The organism is Kitasatospora sp. NPDC049285, from assembly GCF_040678815.1.
GTDB lineage: Bacteria > Actinomycetota > Actinomycetes > Streptomycetales > Streptomycetaceae > Kitasatospora.
Genome location: NZ_JBFAQR010000002.1, coordinates 182,360 through 199,412, shown reverse-complemented (window position 1 = coordinate 199,412; position 17,053 = coordinate 182,360). Strand labels below are relative to the sequence as shown.

The 17,053-nt window shown below is 72.1% G+C and carries 16 protein-coding genes and 1 riboswitch; of the genes, 8 read left to right on the top strand and 8 right to left on the bottom strand.

Annotation, left to right across the window (positions count from 1 at the left end; genetic code table 11):
* Nucleotides 1-197 precede the first annotated feature (197 nt).
* The 3 genes from AB0K51_RS02680 to AB0K51_RS02670 all read right to left on the bottom strand — a co-directional run bounded on the left by AB0K51_RS02680 (nucleotide 198) and on the right by AB0K51_RS02670 (nucleotide 3,347).
* Complete coding sequence (locus tag AB0K51_RS02680; RefSeq protein WP_363449704.1) at nucleotides 198-1,235, bottom strand: NlpC/P60 family protein; 1,038 nt, start codon at nucleotides 1,233-1,235, stop codon at nucleotides 198-200.
* A 197-nt stretch (nucleotides 1,236-1,432) separates the two neighbouring features.
* Complete coding sequence (locus AB0K51_RS02675; RefSeq protein WP_363449830.1) at nucleotides 1,433-2,737, bottom strand: NYN domain-containing protein; 1,305 nt, start codon at nucleotides 2,735-2,737, stop codon at nucleotides 1,433-1,435.
* Between the two features lie 343 nt (nucleotides 2,738-3,080).
* Nucleotides 3,081-3,347: a hypothetical protein gene (locus tag AB0K51_RS02670; protein WP_363449702.1), complete on the bottom strand. Its 267-nt coding sequence runs from the start codon at nucleotides 3,345-3,347 to the stop codon at nucleotides 3,081-3,083.
* A gap of 150 nt (nucleotides 3,348-3,497) precedes the next feature.
* On the opposite strand from AB0K51_RS02670, the gene AB0K51_RS02665 reads away from it, so the two are divergent.
* Both AB0K51_RS02665 and AB0K51_RS02660 read left to right on the top strand, forming a co-directional pair.
* Nucleotides 3,498-4,301 carry a rhomboid family intramembrane serine protease gene (locus AB0K51_RS02665; protein WP_363449700.1) on the top strand — a complete coding sequence of 268 codons (804 nt, stop codon included), beginning with the start codon at nucleotides 3,498-3,500 and terminating at the stop codon, nucleotides 4,299-4,301.
* Nucleotides 4,298-4,579: an Lrp/AsnC ligand binding domain-containing protein gene (locus AB0K51_RS02660; RefSeq protein WP_363449698.1), complete on the top strand. Its 282-nt coding sequence runs from the start codon at nucleotides 4,298-4,300 to the stop codon at nucleotides 4,577-4,579. Before AB0K51_RS02665 ends, AB0K51_RS02660 begins: the two co-directional genes overlap by 4 nt.
* Nucleotides 4,580-4,600: 21 nt before the next feature.
* On the opposite strand, the gene AB0K51_RS02655 is transcribed toward AB0K51_RS02660, so the two are convergent.
* The 3 genes from AB0K51_RS02655 to AB0K51_RS02645 all read right to left on the bottom strand — a co-directional run bounded on the left by AB0K51_RS02655 (nucleotide 4,601) and on the right by AB0K51_RS02645 (nucleotide 7,988).
* On the bottom strand, nucleotides 4,601-5,977 hold the full coding sequence (locus AB0K51_RS02655; RefSeq protein ID WP_363449696.1) for an aminotransferase class V-fold PLP-dependent enzyme: 1,377 nt from the start codon (nucleotides 5,975-5,977) through the stop codon (nucleotides 4,601-4,603).
* A 47-nt stretch (nucleotides 5,978-6,024) separates the two neighbouring features.
* Nucleotides 6,025-6,142: riboswitch (SAM riboswitch) on the bottom strand.
* Between the two features lie 209 nt (nucleotides 6,143-6,351).
* Nucleotides 6,352-7,422 carry an anthranilate phosphoribosyltransferase gene (trpD, locus tag AB0K51_RS02650; protein WP_363449694.1) on the bottom strand — a complete coding sequence of 357 codons (1,071 nt, stop codon included), beginning with the start codon at nucleotides 7,420-7,422 and terminating at the stop codon, nucleotides 6,352-6,354.
* Between the two features lie 140 nt (nucleotides 7,423-7,562).
* Entirely contained in the window at nucleotides 7,563-7,988 is a 426-nt protein-coding gene (locus tag AB0K51_RS02645) for a hypothetical protein (protein WP_363449692.1), read from the bottom strand.
* A gap of 289 nt (nucleotides 7,989-8,277) precedes the next feature.
* Between AB0K51_RS02645 and AB0K51_RS02640 the strand changes: the two genes are divergently transcribed.
* The 5 genes from AB0K51_RS02640 (at nucleotide 8,278) to AB0K51_RS02620 (ending at nucleotide 12,999) form a co-directional block, all read left to right on the top strand.
* The gene (locus AB0K51_RS02640; RefSeq protein ID WP_363449690.1) at nucleotides 8,278-8,898 is read left to right on the top strand and encodes a heme-copper oxidase subunit III; all 621 of its coding nucleotides are present in this window, start codon (nucleotides 8,278-8,280) and stop codon (nucleotides 8,896-8,898) included.
* Nucleotides 8,899-8,989: 91 nt separating this feature from the next.
* Entirely contained in the window at nucleotides 8,990-9,811 is an 822-nt protein-coding gene (locus AB0K51_RS02635) for a c-type cytochrome (RefSeq protein ID WP_363449688.1), read from the top strand.
* A gap of 8 nt (nucleotides 9,812-9,819) precedes the next feature.
* Nucleotides 9,820-10,875 (top strand): Rieske 2Fe-2S domain-containing protein, encoded by a 1,056-nt coding sequence (locus tag AB0K51_RS02630; protein WP_363449686.1) that lies wholly within the window; start codon nucleotides 9,820-9,822, stop codon nucleotides 10,873-10,875.
* A complete protein-coding gene (locus AB0K51_RS02625; RefSeq protein ID WP_363449684.1) occupies nucleotides 10,872-12,530 on the top strand; it encodes a ubiquinol-cytochrome c reductase cytochrome b subunit in 1,659 nt (552 codons plus the stop codon). The genes AB0K51_RS02630 and AB0K51_RS02625 overlap by 4 nt, the downstream gene beginning before the upstream one ends.
* A 97-nt stretch (nucleotides 12,531-12,627) precedes the next feature.
* Nucleotides 12,628-12,999 (top strand): GntR family transcriptional regulator, encoded by a 372-nt coding sequence (locus AB0K51_RS02620; protein ID WP_363449682.1) that lies wholly within the window; start codon nucleotides 12,628-12,630, stop codon nucleotides 12,997-12,999.
* A gap of 242 nt (nucleotides 13,000-13,241) precedes the next feature.
* Here the strand turns inward: AB0K51_RS02620 and AB0K51_RS02615 are convergent, their stop codons facing one another.
* Nucleotides 13,242-14,864: an amidohydrolase gene (locus AB0K51_RS02615; RefSeq protein WP_363449680.1), complete on the bottom strand. Its 1,623-nt coding sequence runs from the start codon at nucleotides 14,862-14,864 to the stop codon at nucleotides 13,242-13,244.
* Between the two features lie 8 nt (nucleotides 14,865-14,872).
* Nucleotides 14,873-15,517, bottom strand: a complete 645-nt coding sequence (locus AB0K51_RS02610) for a TetR family transcriptional regulator C-terminal domain-containing protein (protein ID WP_363449678.1) — start codon at nucleotides 15,515-15,517, stop codon at nucleotides 14,873-14,875.
* A 97-nt stretch (nucleotides 15,518-15,614) separates the two neighbouring features.
* On the opposite strand from AB0K51_RS02610, the gene AB0K51_RS02605 reads away from it, so the two are divergent.
* Nucleotides 15,615-17,045 (top strand): cytosine permease, encoded by a 1,431-nt coding sequence (locus AB0K51_RS02605; protein ID WP_363449676.1) that lies wholly within the window; start codon nucleotides 15,615-15,617, stop codon nucleotides 17,043-17,045.
* The last annotated feature ends 8 nt before the right edge of the window (nucleotides 17,046-17,053 follow it).

Here is a 17,053-nt window from a genome sequence, read left to right as displayed (position 1 = left end):
ATTCTGCGTCGAATTCGATTACGAATCTGACCGACCGTGATCAGCCTGTAACGTAGAGCTTATTGATTTTCACCATATGGTCGAGAAATGACACGCCCGGACGTGTCGCGGATCACAGGGAGATCTCGACCCGTCCGGGCGTGTCACGGTGCGTCAGTTGTCGCCCTCTGTGGGCTTATGTCCGGTTCGTCGGATCGTCAGATCCGGCGGATGGTGTTGATCGGCAGGGTGTCGACCGCCATGGTCTTCACCACGTCGCCGGTGTGCGGCGCGTGCAGCACCAGGCCGTTGCCGATGTACATGCCGACGTGGTGCTGGTCGCCGTAGTAGATGACCAGGTCGCCGGGCTGGGCGTTGTGCCAGTCACGGCCGACGTTGACGCCCGCGGTGGCCTGCGACTGCGAGGTGCGCGGGATCGAGACGCCGGCCTGCGCGTAGGCCCACTGCATCAGGCCGGAGCAGTCGAAGCTGCTCGGACCGGTCGCGCCCCAGACGTACGGCGCGCCCTGCTTGCCGAGCGCGGCCTTCACCGCGACCGCGGCGTAGCCGCTGGCCGGCGGGAGGCTGGAGATGTCGACCCGGGAGGCGCTGCGGGAGGCGGAGCCGCCGGTGCCCTCCAGGATCGAGGCGCGGTCCGCGGCGCTGAGCTTGCTGAGCAGCTTCTGCGCCTGCTGGAGCTTGTCCTGGACGTCCGCCTTGGCGTCGTTCAACGCCTTGGTCTGGCTGTCCAGTTCGGCCAGCACCTGGGCGGCTTCCTGCTTCTGCTGGTCCAGCCGGCGCTGCTGGTCCTTCAGCGACTTCAGGGTCTCCGCCTGGGTGCTGGCGGCCTGGTCGAAGGAGGACGCCTGCGCGAGGTAGGTGTCCGGGTTGGCGGAGAGCATCAGCTGCATCGACGGGTCCACCCCGCCCTGGCGGTACTGGTCGCCCGCCACCGCGGCCAGCCCGGAGGCCAGTTCGGTCATCTGCTCCTGGCTGCGGGCCACCTGGTCCTGCAGCTGGTCGGCCTGCTTGCGCAGCTGGTCGGAGCGCTCCTTGGCACCGTTGAACTTCTCGGCCGCCTGCTCCTGCTCCTCGAGCAGCTTGTCGACCTGCGCCTTGACCTCGTCCTTGCTCGGCGACGCGGGCGCGGCGTGCGCGCTCACCTGGGCCGACAGGGCGACCGCGGTCGCGGCGGCAGCGGTGAGCACGGAGACCCGTGCGCGGCTCGGCTGCTTGGGACGGCGGTGGGAGGCCAAGGGAGGTGCTCCTTCTTCCTGCTGGACTCACCCCTAGGAGTGATAGTCCGGAATATAGGTTTGACGCCAGACCCTAGTGAAGTCCAAGCCTTCGCGTCCACTCCCAGGTGCCCGCGAACCGGCCTCCCCGGACGCTTTCACCACACCGACACACTCCGGCAACCTCGCGGGGCCGCCTGATCGGCCGTCAGCCGAGGTCAGGTCCGGGACAACCGGTTGAGCAGCAGCGTCGAGGAGACCGGGCGGGCGCCCGCCTTCCGCACCCCGTCCGCGACCTCCTTGTCGGCCGAGACCACCACCACCGGACGGCCCTGCGGCTCGGCCCGGACCAGTCGGCGGATCAGCTCGTCCGCGGTCTCCCCGGTGCGGCTGAACCGCACCCGCACGCCGCGCGGCGGCGCCATGATCACCGGGACGTCCAGGTCCTGGCCGTCGAAGACGCAGGTGACCTCGGCCTGGGTGCGCTGCGCGAGCATCGCCAGCCCGCCCAGCAGCCGCAGCCGCTGCTGCTCCAGCGGCAGTTGCGGGTAGCCGGTCTTGGTCACGTTGTAGCCGTCCACCACCAGGTGGACCTGCGGGATCGCCAGCAGCTGGTCCAGCAGCGCCGGATCGTCCTCGGCCAGGCCGCGCCGGGCCACGTCGTTCGGCGAGGCCGAGCCCGGCTCCACCGCCTCCACCAGGTCCGCCGGGCGCAGCGCGGTGACCGGCAGGGCCAGTTCGCGCTGCAGGCCCTGCGCGGACTGCAGCACGGTGTCCAGCAGCAGGCGCAGCCGCATGTCCTCGACGCTGCGGCCCTCGCGGGCGGTGCGGCGACCGGTCTCCACCGCCGTCTCCAGCTCGGAGACCCGGTGGCGCAGCCGGCGCGCCTCGCTCTCGGCGGCGCTGCGCTCGGCCGCGGCGGCGGCCTTCGCCGCCTCCAACTCCCCTGCCAGGCGGCGGCTCTCGGCCTGGGCCCGGCGGGTGTCGGCCTCCAGCGAGCGGACCTTCTTGCGCAGCGAGTCGGCCTCCCGCCGCACCCCCTCGGCCTCGGTGCGGACCCGCTCCAGCTCGCCGCGGGCCGTCGACCTGGCCTCCGCCAGCTCCTCCTGCAGCCGTTCGGCCAGCCTGGCCGCCTCGGCCGCCGCGCCCTCCGCGTCGGCCCGCTCGGCCTCCTCGCCGGCCTCGTGCACCAGCCGGGTCCAGCCGGTCGGGCGCAGCAGGTAGGCCGCCGCGGCGACGTCCATCGGGTCGGCCGCGGCCGGCACGGTGCCCGCCTCCAGCGCGCGCACCAGGTCCGGCTGGCCCAGCCGCAGGCGCTCGGCTATCCGGATCCGGAAGGCCGGCTCCGACTCCAGCGCGGCGGCCAGCGCGGTCGCCGCGTACTTGGCCCGCCGGGCCGGCGTGAACTTGGCGTACGGGCGCAGCGAGGCGGGCAGTTCGGCGGCGGGGATGCCGCCCAGCGCGTCGGAGGCGATCCCGACCACCCGTCGGCGCACGCCCTCGGGCAGCGCCCGGCCGGTCACCTCGGCGGCGTCCTCGCCGGGCTGCTCCGCGAGGGCCTCGGCGGCATCCTCGCCGGGCTGCTCCGCGAGGGCCTCGGCCGCACCGTCCGGCTCCTCGACCGGTCCGGGCTCAGGAATGGACGCGATCCCGTCCGTGCCCGTGGGCGCGTTCGCTGCCTCCACCACTGTCCTCGGCTCCGATCCTGGTCCGGGCGGCCCGGCCCGGCCGTCTGCCGCGCCGCCGTGAACCACCGCTTCCTGTAATTGTCCCGTCTACCGTGCCGCACCGACAGCACCCCACCGACGAGTCCGCCCCGCGCCCCCGTCCGGAGTGCGGACGGGAGGGCGGGGCGGTGGGGTGGCGTCAGCCCTGCTGGCCGCCGTCGGCCGCGGCGTCGTCGGCGCCGGGACGGGCCACCAGCTCGACCTGGTCGACGGCGTTGCACCAGCGGCAGCGCACCGACTCGATGGTCTCGGCGAGCACCTCGGTCTCCTCGACCTTCGACTCACCGGACAGGTCGAAGTGCAGGAAGTCGATCACCCGGGACGAGCGGGTCACGTCGAAGCGGGTCAGGTTGCCACACAGCGTGCAGCGCCAGCGGGTCTCGGCGGTCGGCGCGGCAATGGTCATCAGTGGTCCCTCTCGGCTGGTCCCATGGTCCGGGCCTCCAGCCTATTGCCTGGCCCGGTGCCCCCGGCCCCCCGGTCCACTGCGCGGACGCTCACCCGGCCGGAGCAGCGCCCGGTGTCACCGCCGCGCCCCCGAGGAATGCTGACCGGCATGGTGCTCCCCGCCCTCGCCCGGGCCGGTTCGCCGGCGGCCGCGCGGACCGCCCGCGCCCCGGCCGTCACCTACCTGCTGCTCGCGGTGTCCGCGCTGGTCCTGGTCCTGGGCCCGTCCGGGCTGAACCCGCTGTACGGCAGCGGCGACGCCCGGCTCTGCGCCGAGCAGCGCTACGAGCACCGCTGGGGCGCCGTCCCGGCCGAGCTGCTCGGCGGCCACCCGCTGACGGCCGCTCAACTCGCCACCCTCTCCCCCGCCGCCCCCGGCTGCGCGCTGCCGCCGACCCACGGAAAGGTCCCCGAACTCTCGGTGCTGACCTCGCTGTTCGTGCACGCCGGCTGGCTGCACCTGGTCGGCAACCTGCTCTTCCTCTTCGTCTTCGGCCCCGCGGTGGAGGCCCGGCTCGGCCGGCTGCGCTTCCTGGTCGGCTACCTCGCCATCGGCTACCTGGCGACCTACGGCTACGCGGTGGCCGAGGCGCACACCCCCGACGCCATGCGCGCGCTGGTCGGCGCCTCCGGCGCGATCGCCGGGGTGCTCGGCGCGTACCTGCGGCTCTATCCGAAGGCCCGGGTGACCACCCTGGTGCCGATCCTGCTCTTCCTGCCGCTGCGCTTCCCCGCCTGGCTGGTGCTCGGCCTGTGGTTCGCCCTGCAGTGGTGGTCCGTCAGTTCCGGCGGCACCGGGGTCGCCTACCTGGTCCACGTGATCGGATTCGCCACCGGCTGGCTGTTCGCCTGGGCCGCCCGTCCGGCGGGGGATACCCTGGGCGCACCTTCTCGAACAGGAGTTGCTCAGTGATCACCGCGATCGTCCTCATCAACACCAGCGTCGACCGGATCCCCGAAATCGCCGAGGCGATCGCCGCCATCGAGGGCGTCACCGAGGTCTACTCCGTGACCGGCACCTACAACCTGATCGCCATGGTCCGGGTACGCGGCCACGAGGACCTGGCCGAGGTGATCCCCGGCCGTCTGAACAAGATCCCCGGCGTGATCGACACCGAGACCCACATCGCCTTCCGCACCTACTCCCAGCACGACCTGGAGGCGGCCTTCTCGCTCGGCCTGGACGAGTAGCGGCCGCCTCCCCGGGCGGGCTCAGCGCTGGCGGCCCCGGTCGATCTCCGCGGCCGCCACGCAGCGCCCGCCCTCGTTGCGGTAGCTCCACTTCGCGCCGTCGGTGACCAGCTCCCGAACGGCCGTCAGGAACCGCTCCAGGTGCTCCTCCGGGGTGCCCGCGCCGAAGCTCACCCGGATCGCGTTCAGGCTGCGCTCCCCCGGCAGCGAGGGCTCCGGCGCGCCGCACTCGCTCGGCGCGGCCTCCTCGCCCCCGAGCAGGGTGCGCACCAGCGGGTGCGCGCAGAACAGCCCGTCCCGCACCCCGATCCCGTACTCGGCGGAGAGCGCCGCCGAGAAGTGCGAGCTGTTCCAGCCCTGCACCACGAAGGACACCACGCCGACCCGGTCCGCCTCGGCGCCGAACAGGCTGAGCACCCGCACCTCGGGGATCGCGGCCAGACCCGCCGTCAGCTTCGCCACCAGCGCCCGCTCGCGGGCCTCCAGCGCGTCGAACCCCGCCTCGGTCAGCGCCCGGCAGGCCGAGGCCACCGCGTACGCCCCGATCACGTTCGGCGAGCCCGCCTCGTGCCGCGCCGGGCCGGTGTGCCACTCGACCGCCACCGAGCCGTCCAGCTCCCGCGCCACCGTCCGGCTCGCCCCGCCGCCGGCCAGGTACGGCTCCGCCGCGTCCAGCCAGTCGGAGCGGCCCGCCAGCACGCCGGCGCCGAACGGCGCGTACAGCTTGTGCCCGGAGAACGCCACCCAGTCGACGTCCAACTCCCGCACCGAGAGCCGGTGGTGCGGCGCCAGCTGGGCCGCGTCCAGCACCACCCGGGCGCCGTACCGGTGGGCGACCTCGGTCAGCTCGCGCACCGGCCACAGCTCGCCGGTGACGTTCGACGCCCCGGTCACGCAGAACAGCTTCGGCCCGTCCGCCGCGCCCAGCAGCGCCTCCTCCAGCGCCGCCACCGCCTCCGCGTGCGAGCGCGGCGCCCGCAGGTAACGCACCGTCAGGCCCTCCCGCCGCCAGGGCAGCAGCGAGGCGTGGTGCTCCGTCTCGAACGCGAACACCTCGGTCCCGGCCGGCACCGCGCCCGCCAGCAGGTTCAGCGAGTCGGTGGTCGCCCGGGTGAACACCACCTGGTCGCCGTCCCGCAGCTCCAGGAACTCCGCCACCGTCCGCCGGCTCTGCTCGAACAGGTCGGTCGACAGCTGCGACAGGTACCCGGCCCCGCGGTGCACCGAACCGTAGTACGGCGCGTACGCCGCCACGTCGTCCCAGACCCGCTGCAGGGCCGGCGCGCTCGCCGCGTAGTCCAGCGCCGCGTAGGTGACCTTCGCCCCCGACGCCAGCGGAACCTCGACGTCATGCCCCAGCACGGCCAGCGGCGCACAGATCTCGGTGGTCACGGACATGGATGCACTCCTCCACGGGGTGAGGACCCCGGGGTGCATCGACCGGTGGTCCGCGCTTGCCGCACGGACTGATCGCCGCACGGCCCGGTCCTCACCCAGGGCACCCCGCCACGGACGGAGGGTTGCCGGACAGCAAGCTGGGGCTTGTCGCTGCCACTCATGACCTGCGGTCAGCCTACACGAGGCCTCGATCGTCTCAAGCCCCGTCCACCCCTCGGACAACCTGTGCCCCGTCAGGGGCGCGGGGAACTGCGCGAGCGGCCATGCACCTACCGCCAGGTCGCGCTCCCACGTGCAACTCCCCGCCCACATCGCGACCTTGCTGGTGGGCGCCTTCCGCTTCTCGCAGTTCCCCGAGCCCCTGCATGTCCTCCCTACTGTGTCGCCTCGGCCCACCGCTTCAGCAGCTCCGCCGCCGCCCCCGAATCGATCGCGGCCGCGGCTCGCTCCATCCCCGCCGCCAGCTGCTCGGCCAGCGGCGCATCCCCCAGCTCCAACGCCACCAGCGCGGACGCCGTGTTGAGCAGCACCGCGTCCCGGACCGGCCCGCGTTCGCCCGCCAGCACCCGGCGGGCGACCGCCGCGTTGAACTCGGCGTCGGCCCCGCGCAGCGCCTCGATGCCCACCAGCTCGATGCCCACGTCCCGCGGGTCGAACTGAGTCTCCGTCACCTCGCCGTCGCGCACGATCCACACGTGCGAGGTGGTGGTGATGGTCAGCTCGTCCAGGCCGTCGTCGCCGCGGAACACCAGCGCCGTCGCGCCGCGCCGCGCCAGCACCCCGGCGATCAGGCCGGCCAGCCGGGTGTCGAAGCACCCGATGGCGTGCGAGGTGACCTTGGCCGGGTTGGTCAGCGGGCCGAGGATGTTGAAGACCGTCGGCACCGCCAACTCGCCGCGCGCCTGCGCGGTGTGCCGCATCGAGGGGTGGAACTTCGCCGCGAAGCAGAAGGTCAGCCCGACCTCCTCGGCGACCTCCGCGACCCGGGCCGGCGCCAGGTCCAGGTTGATGCCGAGCCGGCCCAGCACGTCGGAGGAGCCGGAGGCCGAGGACGCGGCCCGGTTCCCGTGCTTGACCACCTTCGCGCCGGCCGCGGCCGCCACGATCGCCGACATGGTGGAGATGTTGACGGTCTTCGCCCGGTCGCCGCCGGTGCCGACGATGTCGACCGCGGGGCCGGGGATCTCGAGCGGCTCGGCGTGCGCGTACATCGTCTCGACCAGACCGGAGATCTCCTCGACGGTCTCGCCCTTGGCGCGCAGCGCGATGGTGAAGCCCGCGACCTGGACCGGGGTGGCCTCGCCGCTCATGATGCGGTCCATCGCCCAGGCGGTGTCGGCCTGGGTGAGGTCGTCGCCCTTCAGCAGCGAGGTCAGCAGGTCGGGCCAGGTGCGGACCACCTGCGCGGGGTCGCTACCGCCGTTCGCAGAGTGCACGTTCACCATGGCCGTCTCCAGCTCTCATCTCGTGTACCGGCGGCCCGCGGGCGGCCGGAAGGGATGGAGTCAGCCTATCGAGGGAGCGGGGACGGCCGCCCTGGGTTGCCGTCCCCTTCTCTCCAGTTGAGACGCCCCGGTGGGGACGGTCAGCGCCCGGCCGGGGTCCGCCGCGCGAGCCGGGCCCGCAGCAGGGTGGCCGACGCGTCGACCAGCGCGACCGGGTCCACCGGGTGGGAGACCGCCGCGTCGGCGCGGCTCCACGCGGCGAGCCAGGAGTCCTGCGGGCGGCCGATCACCACCAGCACCGGCGGGCAGCCGTAGATCTCGTCCTTCAACTGGCGGGTGAGACCGAGCCCGCCGATCGGGACGGCCTCGCCGTCCAGCACGCACAGGTCGATGCCGCCCTTCTCCAGGGCCCGCAGCACCGCGGCGGCGGTGGCGCACTCGAGGTACTCGACCGCGGGGAGGTCCGCGGCGGGCCGGCGGCCGAGCGCGAGGGTCACCTGCTCGCGCGTGTTGCGGTCGTCGCTGTAGACGAGAACGGTGAGCGTCTCGTCGGAATGCTGCGCCATGGCCCCTGCTCCCTGGTGCTCGTCCTCTTATATGTGTCCCCGGCCGAACGGCCCAGTGTGACCCGGGCCACGTCCACTCCGGATGCTACTCCCGCGCACCCCTCCTGAAGAGACCCCGGCGCGATCTCGCTCAAGGCGCCGCGCCCGGAGCTCACCCTCGCGGCCTACCCGGGTCACCTGATCCGAACAACCGTCAGAAAACGGGCGCGACGCGACACGGGCATACCGCACGCACCGGACACTCCGAGGGAGACCCCCCGGCGTGAAGACGGAATAAGGGACCGACATAATGTCCGTCGTGGCGACAGCAACAGCAACAGAAACCGGACACGCGCACGGTGCGGTCAACAGGCCGAACCTGGTCAGCGTCGGAACCATCGTCTGGCTGAGCTCGGAGCTGATGTTCTTCGCGGCCCTGTTCGCGATGTACTTCACCCTCCGCTCGGTCAAGGGCGCCGAGTTCTGGCACGAGAAGGCCCATGCCCTCAACGTGCCGTTCTCCTCGGTCAACACCACGATCCTGGTGCTCTCCTCGCTCACCTGCCAGCTCGGCGTGTTCGCCGCCGAGCGCGGTGACGTGAAGAAGCTCCGCTCGTGGTTCTCGATCACCTTCGTGATGGGCGCCATCTTCATCGGCGGCCAGATCTACGAGTACACCGAGCTGGTCAAGAAGGACGGCCTGTCGCTGTCCTCCGACCCGTACGGCACGGTGTTCTACCTGACCACCGGCTTCCACGGACTCCACGTGACGGGTGGTCTGATCGCCTTCCTGCTGGTCCTCGGCCGGACCTACGCGGCGCGGCGCTTCACCCACGAGCAGGCCACCGCGGCGATCGTGGTGTCGTACTACTGGCACTTCGTCGACGTCGTGTGGATCGGCCTGTTCGCGACCATCTACCTGATCAAGTAACAGCCGCCCCGCCCCTGACCCGGCGTCACGTCGACGCCTGGGAGTCGGGGGCAGGCTGCTGCCGACCAGATCCTGACACCGGGGTTAATCCGTGAAAAAGCTCTCCGCACGACGGCGCCACCCACTGGCGGCGGTCGTCGTTCTACTTCTCGCCCTGGCGGCCACCGGGGGGCTGTACGCCGCTTTCGCGCCCGCCGACAAGGCGCAGGCCGACAGCTCTTCGCAGTCCCTGGCCATCGACGAGGGCAAGAAGCTCTTCGCCGTCGGCTGCTCCTCCTGCCACGGGCTGAACGGCCAGGGCAGTTCTGACGGTCCGTCGCTGGTCGGCGTCGGCTCCGCGGCTGTCGACTTCCAGGTCGGGACCGGCCGCATGCCGGCCCAGCAGCCTGGCGCGCAGGTCCCGAGCAAGAAGAACATCTACACCCAGACCGAGATCGACCAGCTGGCGGCCTTCGTGGCCTCGCTCGGTCCCGGCCCGGTCGCCCCGGACAGCAAGCAGTACGAGCCCTCCACCGACCCGGCGACCAACGCCGAGCAGGTCGCGAAGGGCGGCGAGCTGTTCCGCACCAACTGCTCCCAGTGCCACAACTTCGCGGGCAAGGGCGGCGCACTGACCAACGGCAAGTACGCCCCCTCGCTGGAGGGCGTGGACGCCAAGCACATCTACGAGGCCATGCAGACCGGCCCGCAGAACATGCCGTCGTTCCCCGACACCACCATGCCGGAGGAGCAGAAGCGCCAGATCGTGGCGTTCGTCCGCCACACGAACGATGAGCCCAACCCGGGTGGTCTCGCCCTGGGCAGCCTCGGTCCGGTGACCGAGGGCCTGTTCGGCTGGATCTTCGGTCTCGGCACTCTCATCGTGATCGCGATCTGGGTCGCCGCCCACACCACCAAGGCCAAGAAGTCATGAGCCACGACATGTCAGAGAACCTGCCGGAGGCGCACGCCGCCTCCCACGGCACCGAGGTCGCCGCGCACGACGACCCGTTCGCCGACCCGGGCCTGCCGGCCCACGAGCCGCGTCGGACCGACATCGACGAGCGGGCCGCCAAGCGGGCCGAGCGTCAGGTCTCGCTGCTGTTCGTGGTCTCGATGCTGGCGACCATCGGCTTCATCGCGTCCTACGCCTCGATCGACGCCGACAAGCTCGTCTACATCTTCCCGCTGGGCCACGTCAGCGCGCTCAACTTCGCCCTGGGCATGACCCTCGGCGTGGCGCTGTTCTGCATCGGCGCGGGCGCGGTCCACTGGGCCCGCACCCTGATGTCGGACCACGAGCTGCCGGCCGAGCGCCACGCGATCGAGGCGGACGACGAGCTCCGCGCCGACGTCATCGAGCAGTTCAAGACGGGTGCCGCGGAGTCCGGCTTCGGCCGCCGCAAGATGATCCGCAACACCCTGATCGGCTCGATGGCCCTGGTGCCGCTGTCCGGTGTGGTGCTGCTGCGCGACCTCGGTCCGCTGCCGGAGAAGAAGCTCCTGCACACCGGTTGGGTGCTGGCCACGCCGGCCAAGCCGATCGCGCTGGTGAACATGAACACCAACCAGCCGATGAAGCCCGAGGACATCGTCCAGGGCTCGCTGACCTTCGCCAAGCCGGAAGGCCTGGAGGAGTCGGACGAGACCTTCCAGCAGCAGATCGCCAAGGACGCCCTGATGGTCGTCCGGATCGCGCCGGAGGACATCAAGGACGCGAACTCCGCGCAGCTGGGCTTCGAGGGCATCCTCGCCTACTCGAAGATCTGCACCCACGTCGGCTGCCCGATCTCGCTGTACGAGCAGCAGACCCACCACGCGCTCTGCCCCTGCCACCAGTCGACCTTCGACCTGGCGGACGGCGCTCGCGTCATCTTCGGCCCGGCCGGCCACCCGCTGCCGCAGCTGAAGATCACCACCGATGAGCAGGGCTTCCTGGTCGCCACCGGCGACTTCGCGGAGCCCGTCGGCCCGAGCTACTGGGAGCGTCCGCGATGAGTTCCGCCAGCGGCACCACCGGTGCCTCCAAGCCGGCCAGCACCCGAGCCAAGCCCGCCAACAAGGCCGAGTCGGCTGCTGACTGGGTCGACGGCCGGCTGGGCATCTACACCCTCGCCAAGTCGAACCTGCGCAAGATCTTCCCGGACCACTGGTCCTTCATGCTCGGCGAGATCTGCCTCTACAGCTTCATCATCATCATCCTCACGGGTGTGTACCTGACGCTGTTCTTCAAGCCGAGCATGGCCGAGGTCGTGTACCACGGCTCGTACCTCCCGCTGAACGGCATCCGGATGTCGGAGGCGTACGCCTCGACGATGGACATCAGCTTCGAGGTCCGCGGCGGTCTGCTGATCCGTCAGATCCACCACTGGGCCGCGCTGGTGTTCGTCGCCGCGATGCTCGTGCACATGATGCGCGTCTTCTTCACCGGCGCGTTCCGCAAGCCCCGTGAGATCAACTGGGTCTTCGGCTTCCTGCTGCTGGTCCTGGGCATGTTCGACGGCTTCTTCGGCTACTCGCTGCCGGACGACCTGCTGTCGGGCACCGGTATCCGCTTCATGGAGGGCGCGATCCTGGCGGTGCCGATCGTCGGCACCTACATCCAGATGTTCCTGTTCGGCGGCGAGTTCCCCGGCATGGACATCGTGCCGCGGTTCTTCACCATCCACGTGCTGCTCATCCCGGGCATCATGCTGGGCCTGCTGGTGGCGCACCTGATCCTGGTCTTCTACCACAAGCACACCCAGTGGGCGGGCCCGGGCAAGACCGAGAAGAACGTCGTCGGCATGCCGCTGATGCCGGTCTACATGGCCAAGGCCGGTGGCTTCTTCTTCCTGGTGTTCGGCATCATCGCGGCCATGTCGGCGATCGCGACGATCAACCCGATCTGGGCGTACGGCCCGTACCGTCCGGACCAGGTGTCGACCGACGCCCAGCCCGACTGGTACATGGGCTTCTCCGAGGGCCTGATCCGCATCATGCCGGGCTGGGAGATCTCGGTCTGGGGCGGTCACACGCTGAACCTCGGCGTGATGGTCCCGCTGGCGATCTTCCCGATGGTGCTGGCCGCGATCGCGGTCTACCCGTTCATCGAGTCCTGGGTGACCGGCGACAAGCGCGAGCACCACATCCTGGACCGCCCGCGCAACGCCCCGGTCCGCACCGGTCTCGGCGCGGCCTGGATCTCGCTGTACCTGATCCTGCTGGTCGGCGGTGGCAACGACCTGTTCGCCACCCACCTGCACCTGTCGATCAACTCGATCACCTACCTGGTGCGGGTCGGCTTCTTCGTGGTGCCGGTGCTGACCTTCTTCGTCACCAAGCGCTGGTGCCTCGGCCTGCAGCGCCGTGACAAGGACAAGGTGCTGCACGGCCGCGAGTCGGGCATCATCAAGCGCCTGCCGCACGGCGAGTTCATCGAGGTCCACACCCCGCTGAACCAGAAGGACCTGCACTCGCTCACCGCCCACGAGCAGCCCCAGCCGCTGGAGCTGCCCGCCGAGACGGACGAGAACGGCGTCGCCCGCAAGGCCGGCGTGGTCACCAAGGCCCGGGTCAAGCTGTCGGAGGGCTTCTACGGCGAGGGCAACCAGATCGCCAAGCCCACCACCGAGGAGTACCAGGAGATCACCAGCGGCCACGGCCACCACTGATCCCGTGTAGCTGTCACGCCACGTCAGAACCCCCGTCGGCCCCGGCCGGCGGGGGTTCTGGCATGTGCGGCGGGCCGACCTGACGCCCTGTTATCTTGTGCGGGTGCACGTGGTGATCGATCATCAGTCCCCCACCCCGCCCTACGAGCAGGTCCGCTCGCAGATCGCGGCCCAGGCCCGCGCGGGCGAGCTCCCGGTCGGCCTGAAGCTCCCCACCGTCCGAGCCCTGGCCGAGCAGCTCGGCCTCGCCGCCAACACCGTGGCCCGGGCCTACCGCGAGCTGGAGGCCGACGGCGTGGTCGAGACCCGCGGCCGGGCCGGCACCACCATCGCCCCCACCGGCGACACCTCGCACCGCCTCGCCGCCACCGCGGCCGCCGAGTACGCCGCCCTGGTCACCCGCCTCGGCCTCAGCCGCGACGACGCCCTGGCCGCCGTCGTCACCGCCCTGGACGCCACCCGCGACTGATCGGCTTACGGGTCGTCAACTCTCTCCCTAGAACACCCCTCTTGGGTGGAATCGGAGAGGGTGGCGATGCACGAGTCGGAGGCGGGGGACCCGGAGCGGGTGGGGCCCTACGAGGTACTGGGGCGGCTCGGCGAGGGCGGCATGGGCGTCGTCCACCTGGCACGCACCGCCGCCGGGCGGCCGGTGCTACACCGGCACCGTCGAGAGCCCGCTCAAGCTCTGGCGGCTGCGCCCGTGACGGCTCAGTCCGCGGTCCGGTGCGTGATCCGTCCGCCCGACACCGTCAGCACCACCGGCAGCTCCGCCAGCGAGGTGTCCCCCACCGCCAGCGGGTCCTCCGCGAAGGCCGTCAGGTCCGCCCGGTAGCCGAGCGCGATCCGCCCCGCCCGGTCCTCCTCGCCCGCCGTCCAGGCCGGGTTGACGGTGTAGCCCTGGAGTGCCTGGAGCGGGGTGAGGGCCTGCTCGGGCAGGTGCGGCGGCTGGTCGAGGTGGCGGCTGGGCCGCCGGTGCCGGGCGCCGGCCATCACGCCGAGAGGGGCGAACGGCGCGATCGGCCAGTCCGACCCGAGCACCACCCGCGCCCCGGCCTCCCACAGGTCCCGGCAGCGGAACGCCCGGTTGGCGCGCTCCTCGCCGAGCCGCCGCGACCAGTTGTCGGTGTGGTCGGCCCGGGTGTACTCGGTGCAGTGGGTGGGCTGCATGGAGGCGGTGACGCCGAGCGCCGCGAACCGGCCGACCGTGTCGTCGGGCACCGTCTCGATGTGCTCGATCCGGTGCCGCACCCCGGCGCCGTGCGCGGCGGCCGCCTGCTCCACCGCGTCCAGCGCGTGCCGGACCGCCGCGTCGCCGATCGCGTGGGTGGCGGTCGGCACCTTCCCCCGGTGCAGCTCCGCGACGACCCGGCTGTACGCGGCCGGGTCGGGCCAGAACGCGCCGGTCGACTCGCCGTGGCAGTCCGGGTGCTCCAGCCAGGCGGTGCCGTTGTCGATGGTGCCGTCCATGAACAGCTTCACCCCGGTGACCCGCCAGTTCCGGCCGCCCTCGCCCTGACGCCGGATCAGCTCCGCCAGCGCCTCGTCGTCGGTCCCGGGCTGGCACCAGGGGGCGATCCGCAGCCGCAGCGGCAGCTCGCCGCGCTCCTCCAGGGCCGCGTACACCGCCAGGCTCTCGCCGTTGGCGTCCATCGCGTGTCCGCCGGTCAGGCCGGCCGCGGCCATCCGCCGCAGCACCGCCTCGCTCTGCGCGCACAGCTCGGCGAAGCCGACCTTCGGCGCGACCGCCTCGACGAGTTCGCAGGCCGCGTCCTCCAGCAGCAGTCCGGTCGGCCGCCCGGCGGCGTCGCACACCACCTCGGCGGAGCCCTGCGCGAAGCGTCGCGGCCCGTCGATCCCGGCCAGCTCCAGCGCCCGGTGGCTGACCAGCATGGAGTGCGCGTCGAACAGGTCGATCGCGGTCGGCACCCCGTCCAGCACCGGCGCCAGGCTGTCCGCGGCGACCGGCTGCCCGCCGAAGGCGTTCGGGTCGAGTCCCCACCCGCGCAGCCACTGGCCGGGCGTCAACTCCCTTACCGCGGCGGCCAGTACGGCCCGCACCTCGGCGAGGTCGGCGCAGGCCGAGAGGTCGACGCCGGTGGTCCGCTCGGCGCCGGAGACCGGGTGCAGGTGACCGTCCGTCAGGCCGGGGGTGACCACCGCGCCGCGCAGGTCGACCACGGTGGTCCCGGGCCCGGCCAGGGCGCGCAGTTCCCGTTCCTCGCCGAGCCGGGTGATCCGTCCGCCGCTCGCGGCGAGCGCGCCGAACGGCAGGAAGGCCCCGGTGCCCGGGTCGAGCAGCCGGGCGTTGAGCAGGACGAGGTCGGGGTGCACGGGGGCTCCTAGGGGGTGGGTTCCGGTGGGGTGCCGAGCGTCCCGGCGGGCAGGCCGAGTTCGCGTTCCGCGGTGGCGTGCGCCATCCCGAGCACCGCGGCGGGCCGACCGGCCCGGTCGGGGCCGGAGTGCACGCCGAGGCCGTCCAGGACGACCAGCACCTGCATCGCGGTGACCTGCGGGTCCGGGGTGCGGAACTCCCCGGACTGCACACCGTCGCGCAGCAGCGCGGTCAGGCTGTCCCGCCACGCCGCCTCCTGCCGGCCGAGCCGCTCGTGCAGGGCCGGCCGGAACCGGCGCAGGTGACGGGCGTTCAGCCACAGCCGGCTCAGCTCGTCGTAGCGCGGTCCGGCGGTCCGGCCGAGGAAGCGGGCGAGCCGCTCCACCGCGGGCAGTCCCGTCTCGGAAGCGGGCAGCAGCTCGGCGAGCTCGCCGGTCGCCGCGGTGCCGAACGCCTCGGCGACCAGCTCCTCCGCCACCGGGAAGTAGTGACTGATCAGCCCGGGCCGGACGTCCAGCTCCTCGGCGACCCGCCGCATCGTGATGCACTCCAGCCCTTCGGCCAGCGCGATCGCGGCCGCTGCGGCCACGATCTCCGCCCTTCTGGCCTCGGGGTTCTTGCGGACCCGTTTCGGCGGGACGCTTGACGACATGCCCGGCACGCTATTGGATGTGCGACCAATAGACAAGCCGGATCCCGCTCCGCCCGCTCCCGCACCGGCTCCCGCACTCGAAACTTCGGAGGACTCCATGGAATCCACGATTCCAGACCCCCGTACGGAGCTCCCCACTCCCCCACCGCCCGCCGACCGGGCCGGCCGGGTCGAGGCCCACGGCATCGACCACATCCCCGACTCCGAGCGCCACGGCCGCGCCCGCGAGCTCTTCGCCGTCTGGGCCGCCCCGAACGTCAGCTACCTCAACCTGGTGGTCGGCGGCACCCTGGTGCTGATCGGCCTCGACCTGTGGCAGTCCCTCGTCGTCATCCTGGCCGGCAACCTGCTCTGGGCCGGCGTCGGCCTGCTCGCGGTCAGCGGCCCCGCAGCCGGCGCGCCCAGCGAGGTGATCATGCGGGCGATGTTCGGCGTCCGCGGCAACCGCGTGAACGTGGCCCTCGGCGGCTGGTTCGTCTCGGTCTGCTACCTGGCCCTGAACTGGGCCGCCGCCTCGCTCGCCGCCTTCGCCCTCGCCGAGCGCGCCGAACTCACCCCGGGCACCCCGCTCAAGGTCGCGATCATCGTCCTGGTCGCCGCCGCCACCCTCGCCATCAGCGTGTACGGCCACGCCACCATCGTCCGGCTCTACGGGCCCTTCACCGTCGCCCTCCTCGCGGTCTTCCTGGCCCTCACCGGGTACGTCCTGGCCGGCCACACCGACTGGCACTACCGCCCCGCCGAACCGCTGCACGGCACCGACCTGCTCGCCGCGCTGGCCGGGGGCATCGCCCTGATCGCCTCCGCGCCGCTCTCGTACAGCAACAGCGCCGACTTCTCCCGCTACCTCCCGCGCACCGCCTCGCCCCGCGCCGTCGCCGGCTGGACCGCGCTCGGCGGCTTCGTCCCCAGCGTCCTGTTCACCGCCCTCGGCACCCTGGCCGCCACCACCCTGGACATGACGGACCCCCAGTCCGCCCTCACCGCCGTCCTCCCCGGCTGGTTCCAGCCGCTCTTCCTGCTCGCCATCGTGCTCGGCGGCGTCTGCAACAACGCCATGACCGCCTACAGCTCCGGCCTCGCCCTGCAGGCCATCGGCTTGCGCATCCGCCGCTCCCGCAGCGTCGCCCTGGACGGCACCCTCGGCGTCGCGCTCACCCTCTACGCGCTGCTGATCTCGAACTTCCTCGACACCGTCAACAACATGCTCGAACTCATGGTCGCCCTCACCGGCCCCGTGATGGCCGTCTACGCCACCGACATCCTGCTCCGCCGCAACCGGTACCAGGGCCGGGCCCTCACCGACGAGACCCCCGCCTCCCCGTACTGGTACACCGGCGGCGTCAGCTGGCCCGGCGCCGCCGCCCTGGCCGCCGGCACCCTCGCCTCGGCGCTCTGCCTGCGCACCGAGCTCTACACCGGCCCGCTGGCCCACGCGCTCGCCGACGTCGACCTGTCCCTCCCGGCCGGCGTCCTGGTCGCCGCGGGCAGCTACCTCGCGCTCGCCCGCACCACCGCGTCCCGGTAGACGACAGA

Bases quoted from the DNA above. Each gene is read 5' to 3' on its own strand.
- AB0K51_RS02670 (WP_363449702.1), bottom strand. From the start codon at position 3,347: ATGACCATTGCCGCGCCGACCGCCGAGACCCGCTGGCGCTGCACGCTG.
- AB0K51_RS02665 (WP_363449700.1), top strand. From the start codon at position 3,498: ATGGTGCTCCCCGCCCTCGCCCGGGCCGGTTCGCCGGCGGCCGCGCGG.
- AB0K51_RS02655 (WP_363449696.1), bottom strand. From the start codon at position 5,977: ATGTCCGTGACCACCGAGATCTGTGCGCCGCTGGCCGTGCTGGGGCAT.
- trpD (WP_363449694.1), bottom strand. From the start codon at position 7,422: ATGGTGAACGTGCACTCTGCGAACGGCGGTAGCGACCCCGCGCAGGTG.
- AB0K51_RS02645 (WP_363449692.1), bottom strand. From the start codon at position 7,988: ATGGCGCAGCATTCCGACGAGACGCTCACCGTTCTCGTCTACAGCGAC.
- AB0K51_RS02640 (WP_363449690.1), top strand. From the start codon at position 8,278: ATGTCCGTCGTGGCGACAGCAACAGCAACAGAAACCGGACACGCGCAC.
- AB0K51_RS02630 (WP_363449686.1), top strand. From the start codon at position 9,820: ATGTCAGAGAACCTGCCGGAGGCGCACGCCGCCTCCCACGGCACCGAG.
- AB0K51_RS02625 (WP_363449684.1), top strand. From the start codon at position 10,872: ATGAGTTCCGCCAGCGGCACCACCGGTGCCTCCAAGCCGGCCAGCACC.
- AB0K51_RS02610 (WP_363449678.1), bottom strand. From the start codon at position 15,517: ATGTCGTCAAGCGTCCCGCCGAAACGGGTCCGCAAGAACCCCGAGGCC.
- AB0K51_RS02605 (WP_363449676.1), top strand. From the start codon at position 15,615: ATGGAATCCACGATTCCAGACCCCCGTACGGAGCTCCCCACTCCCCCA.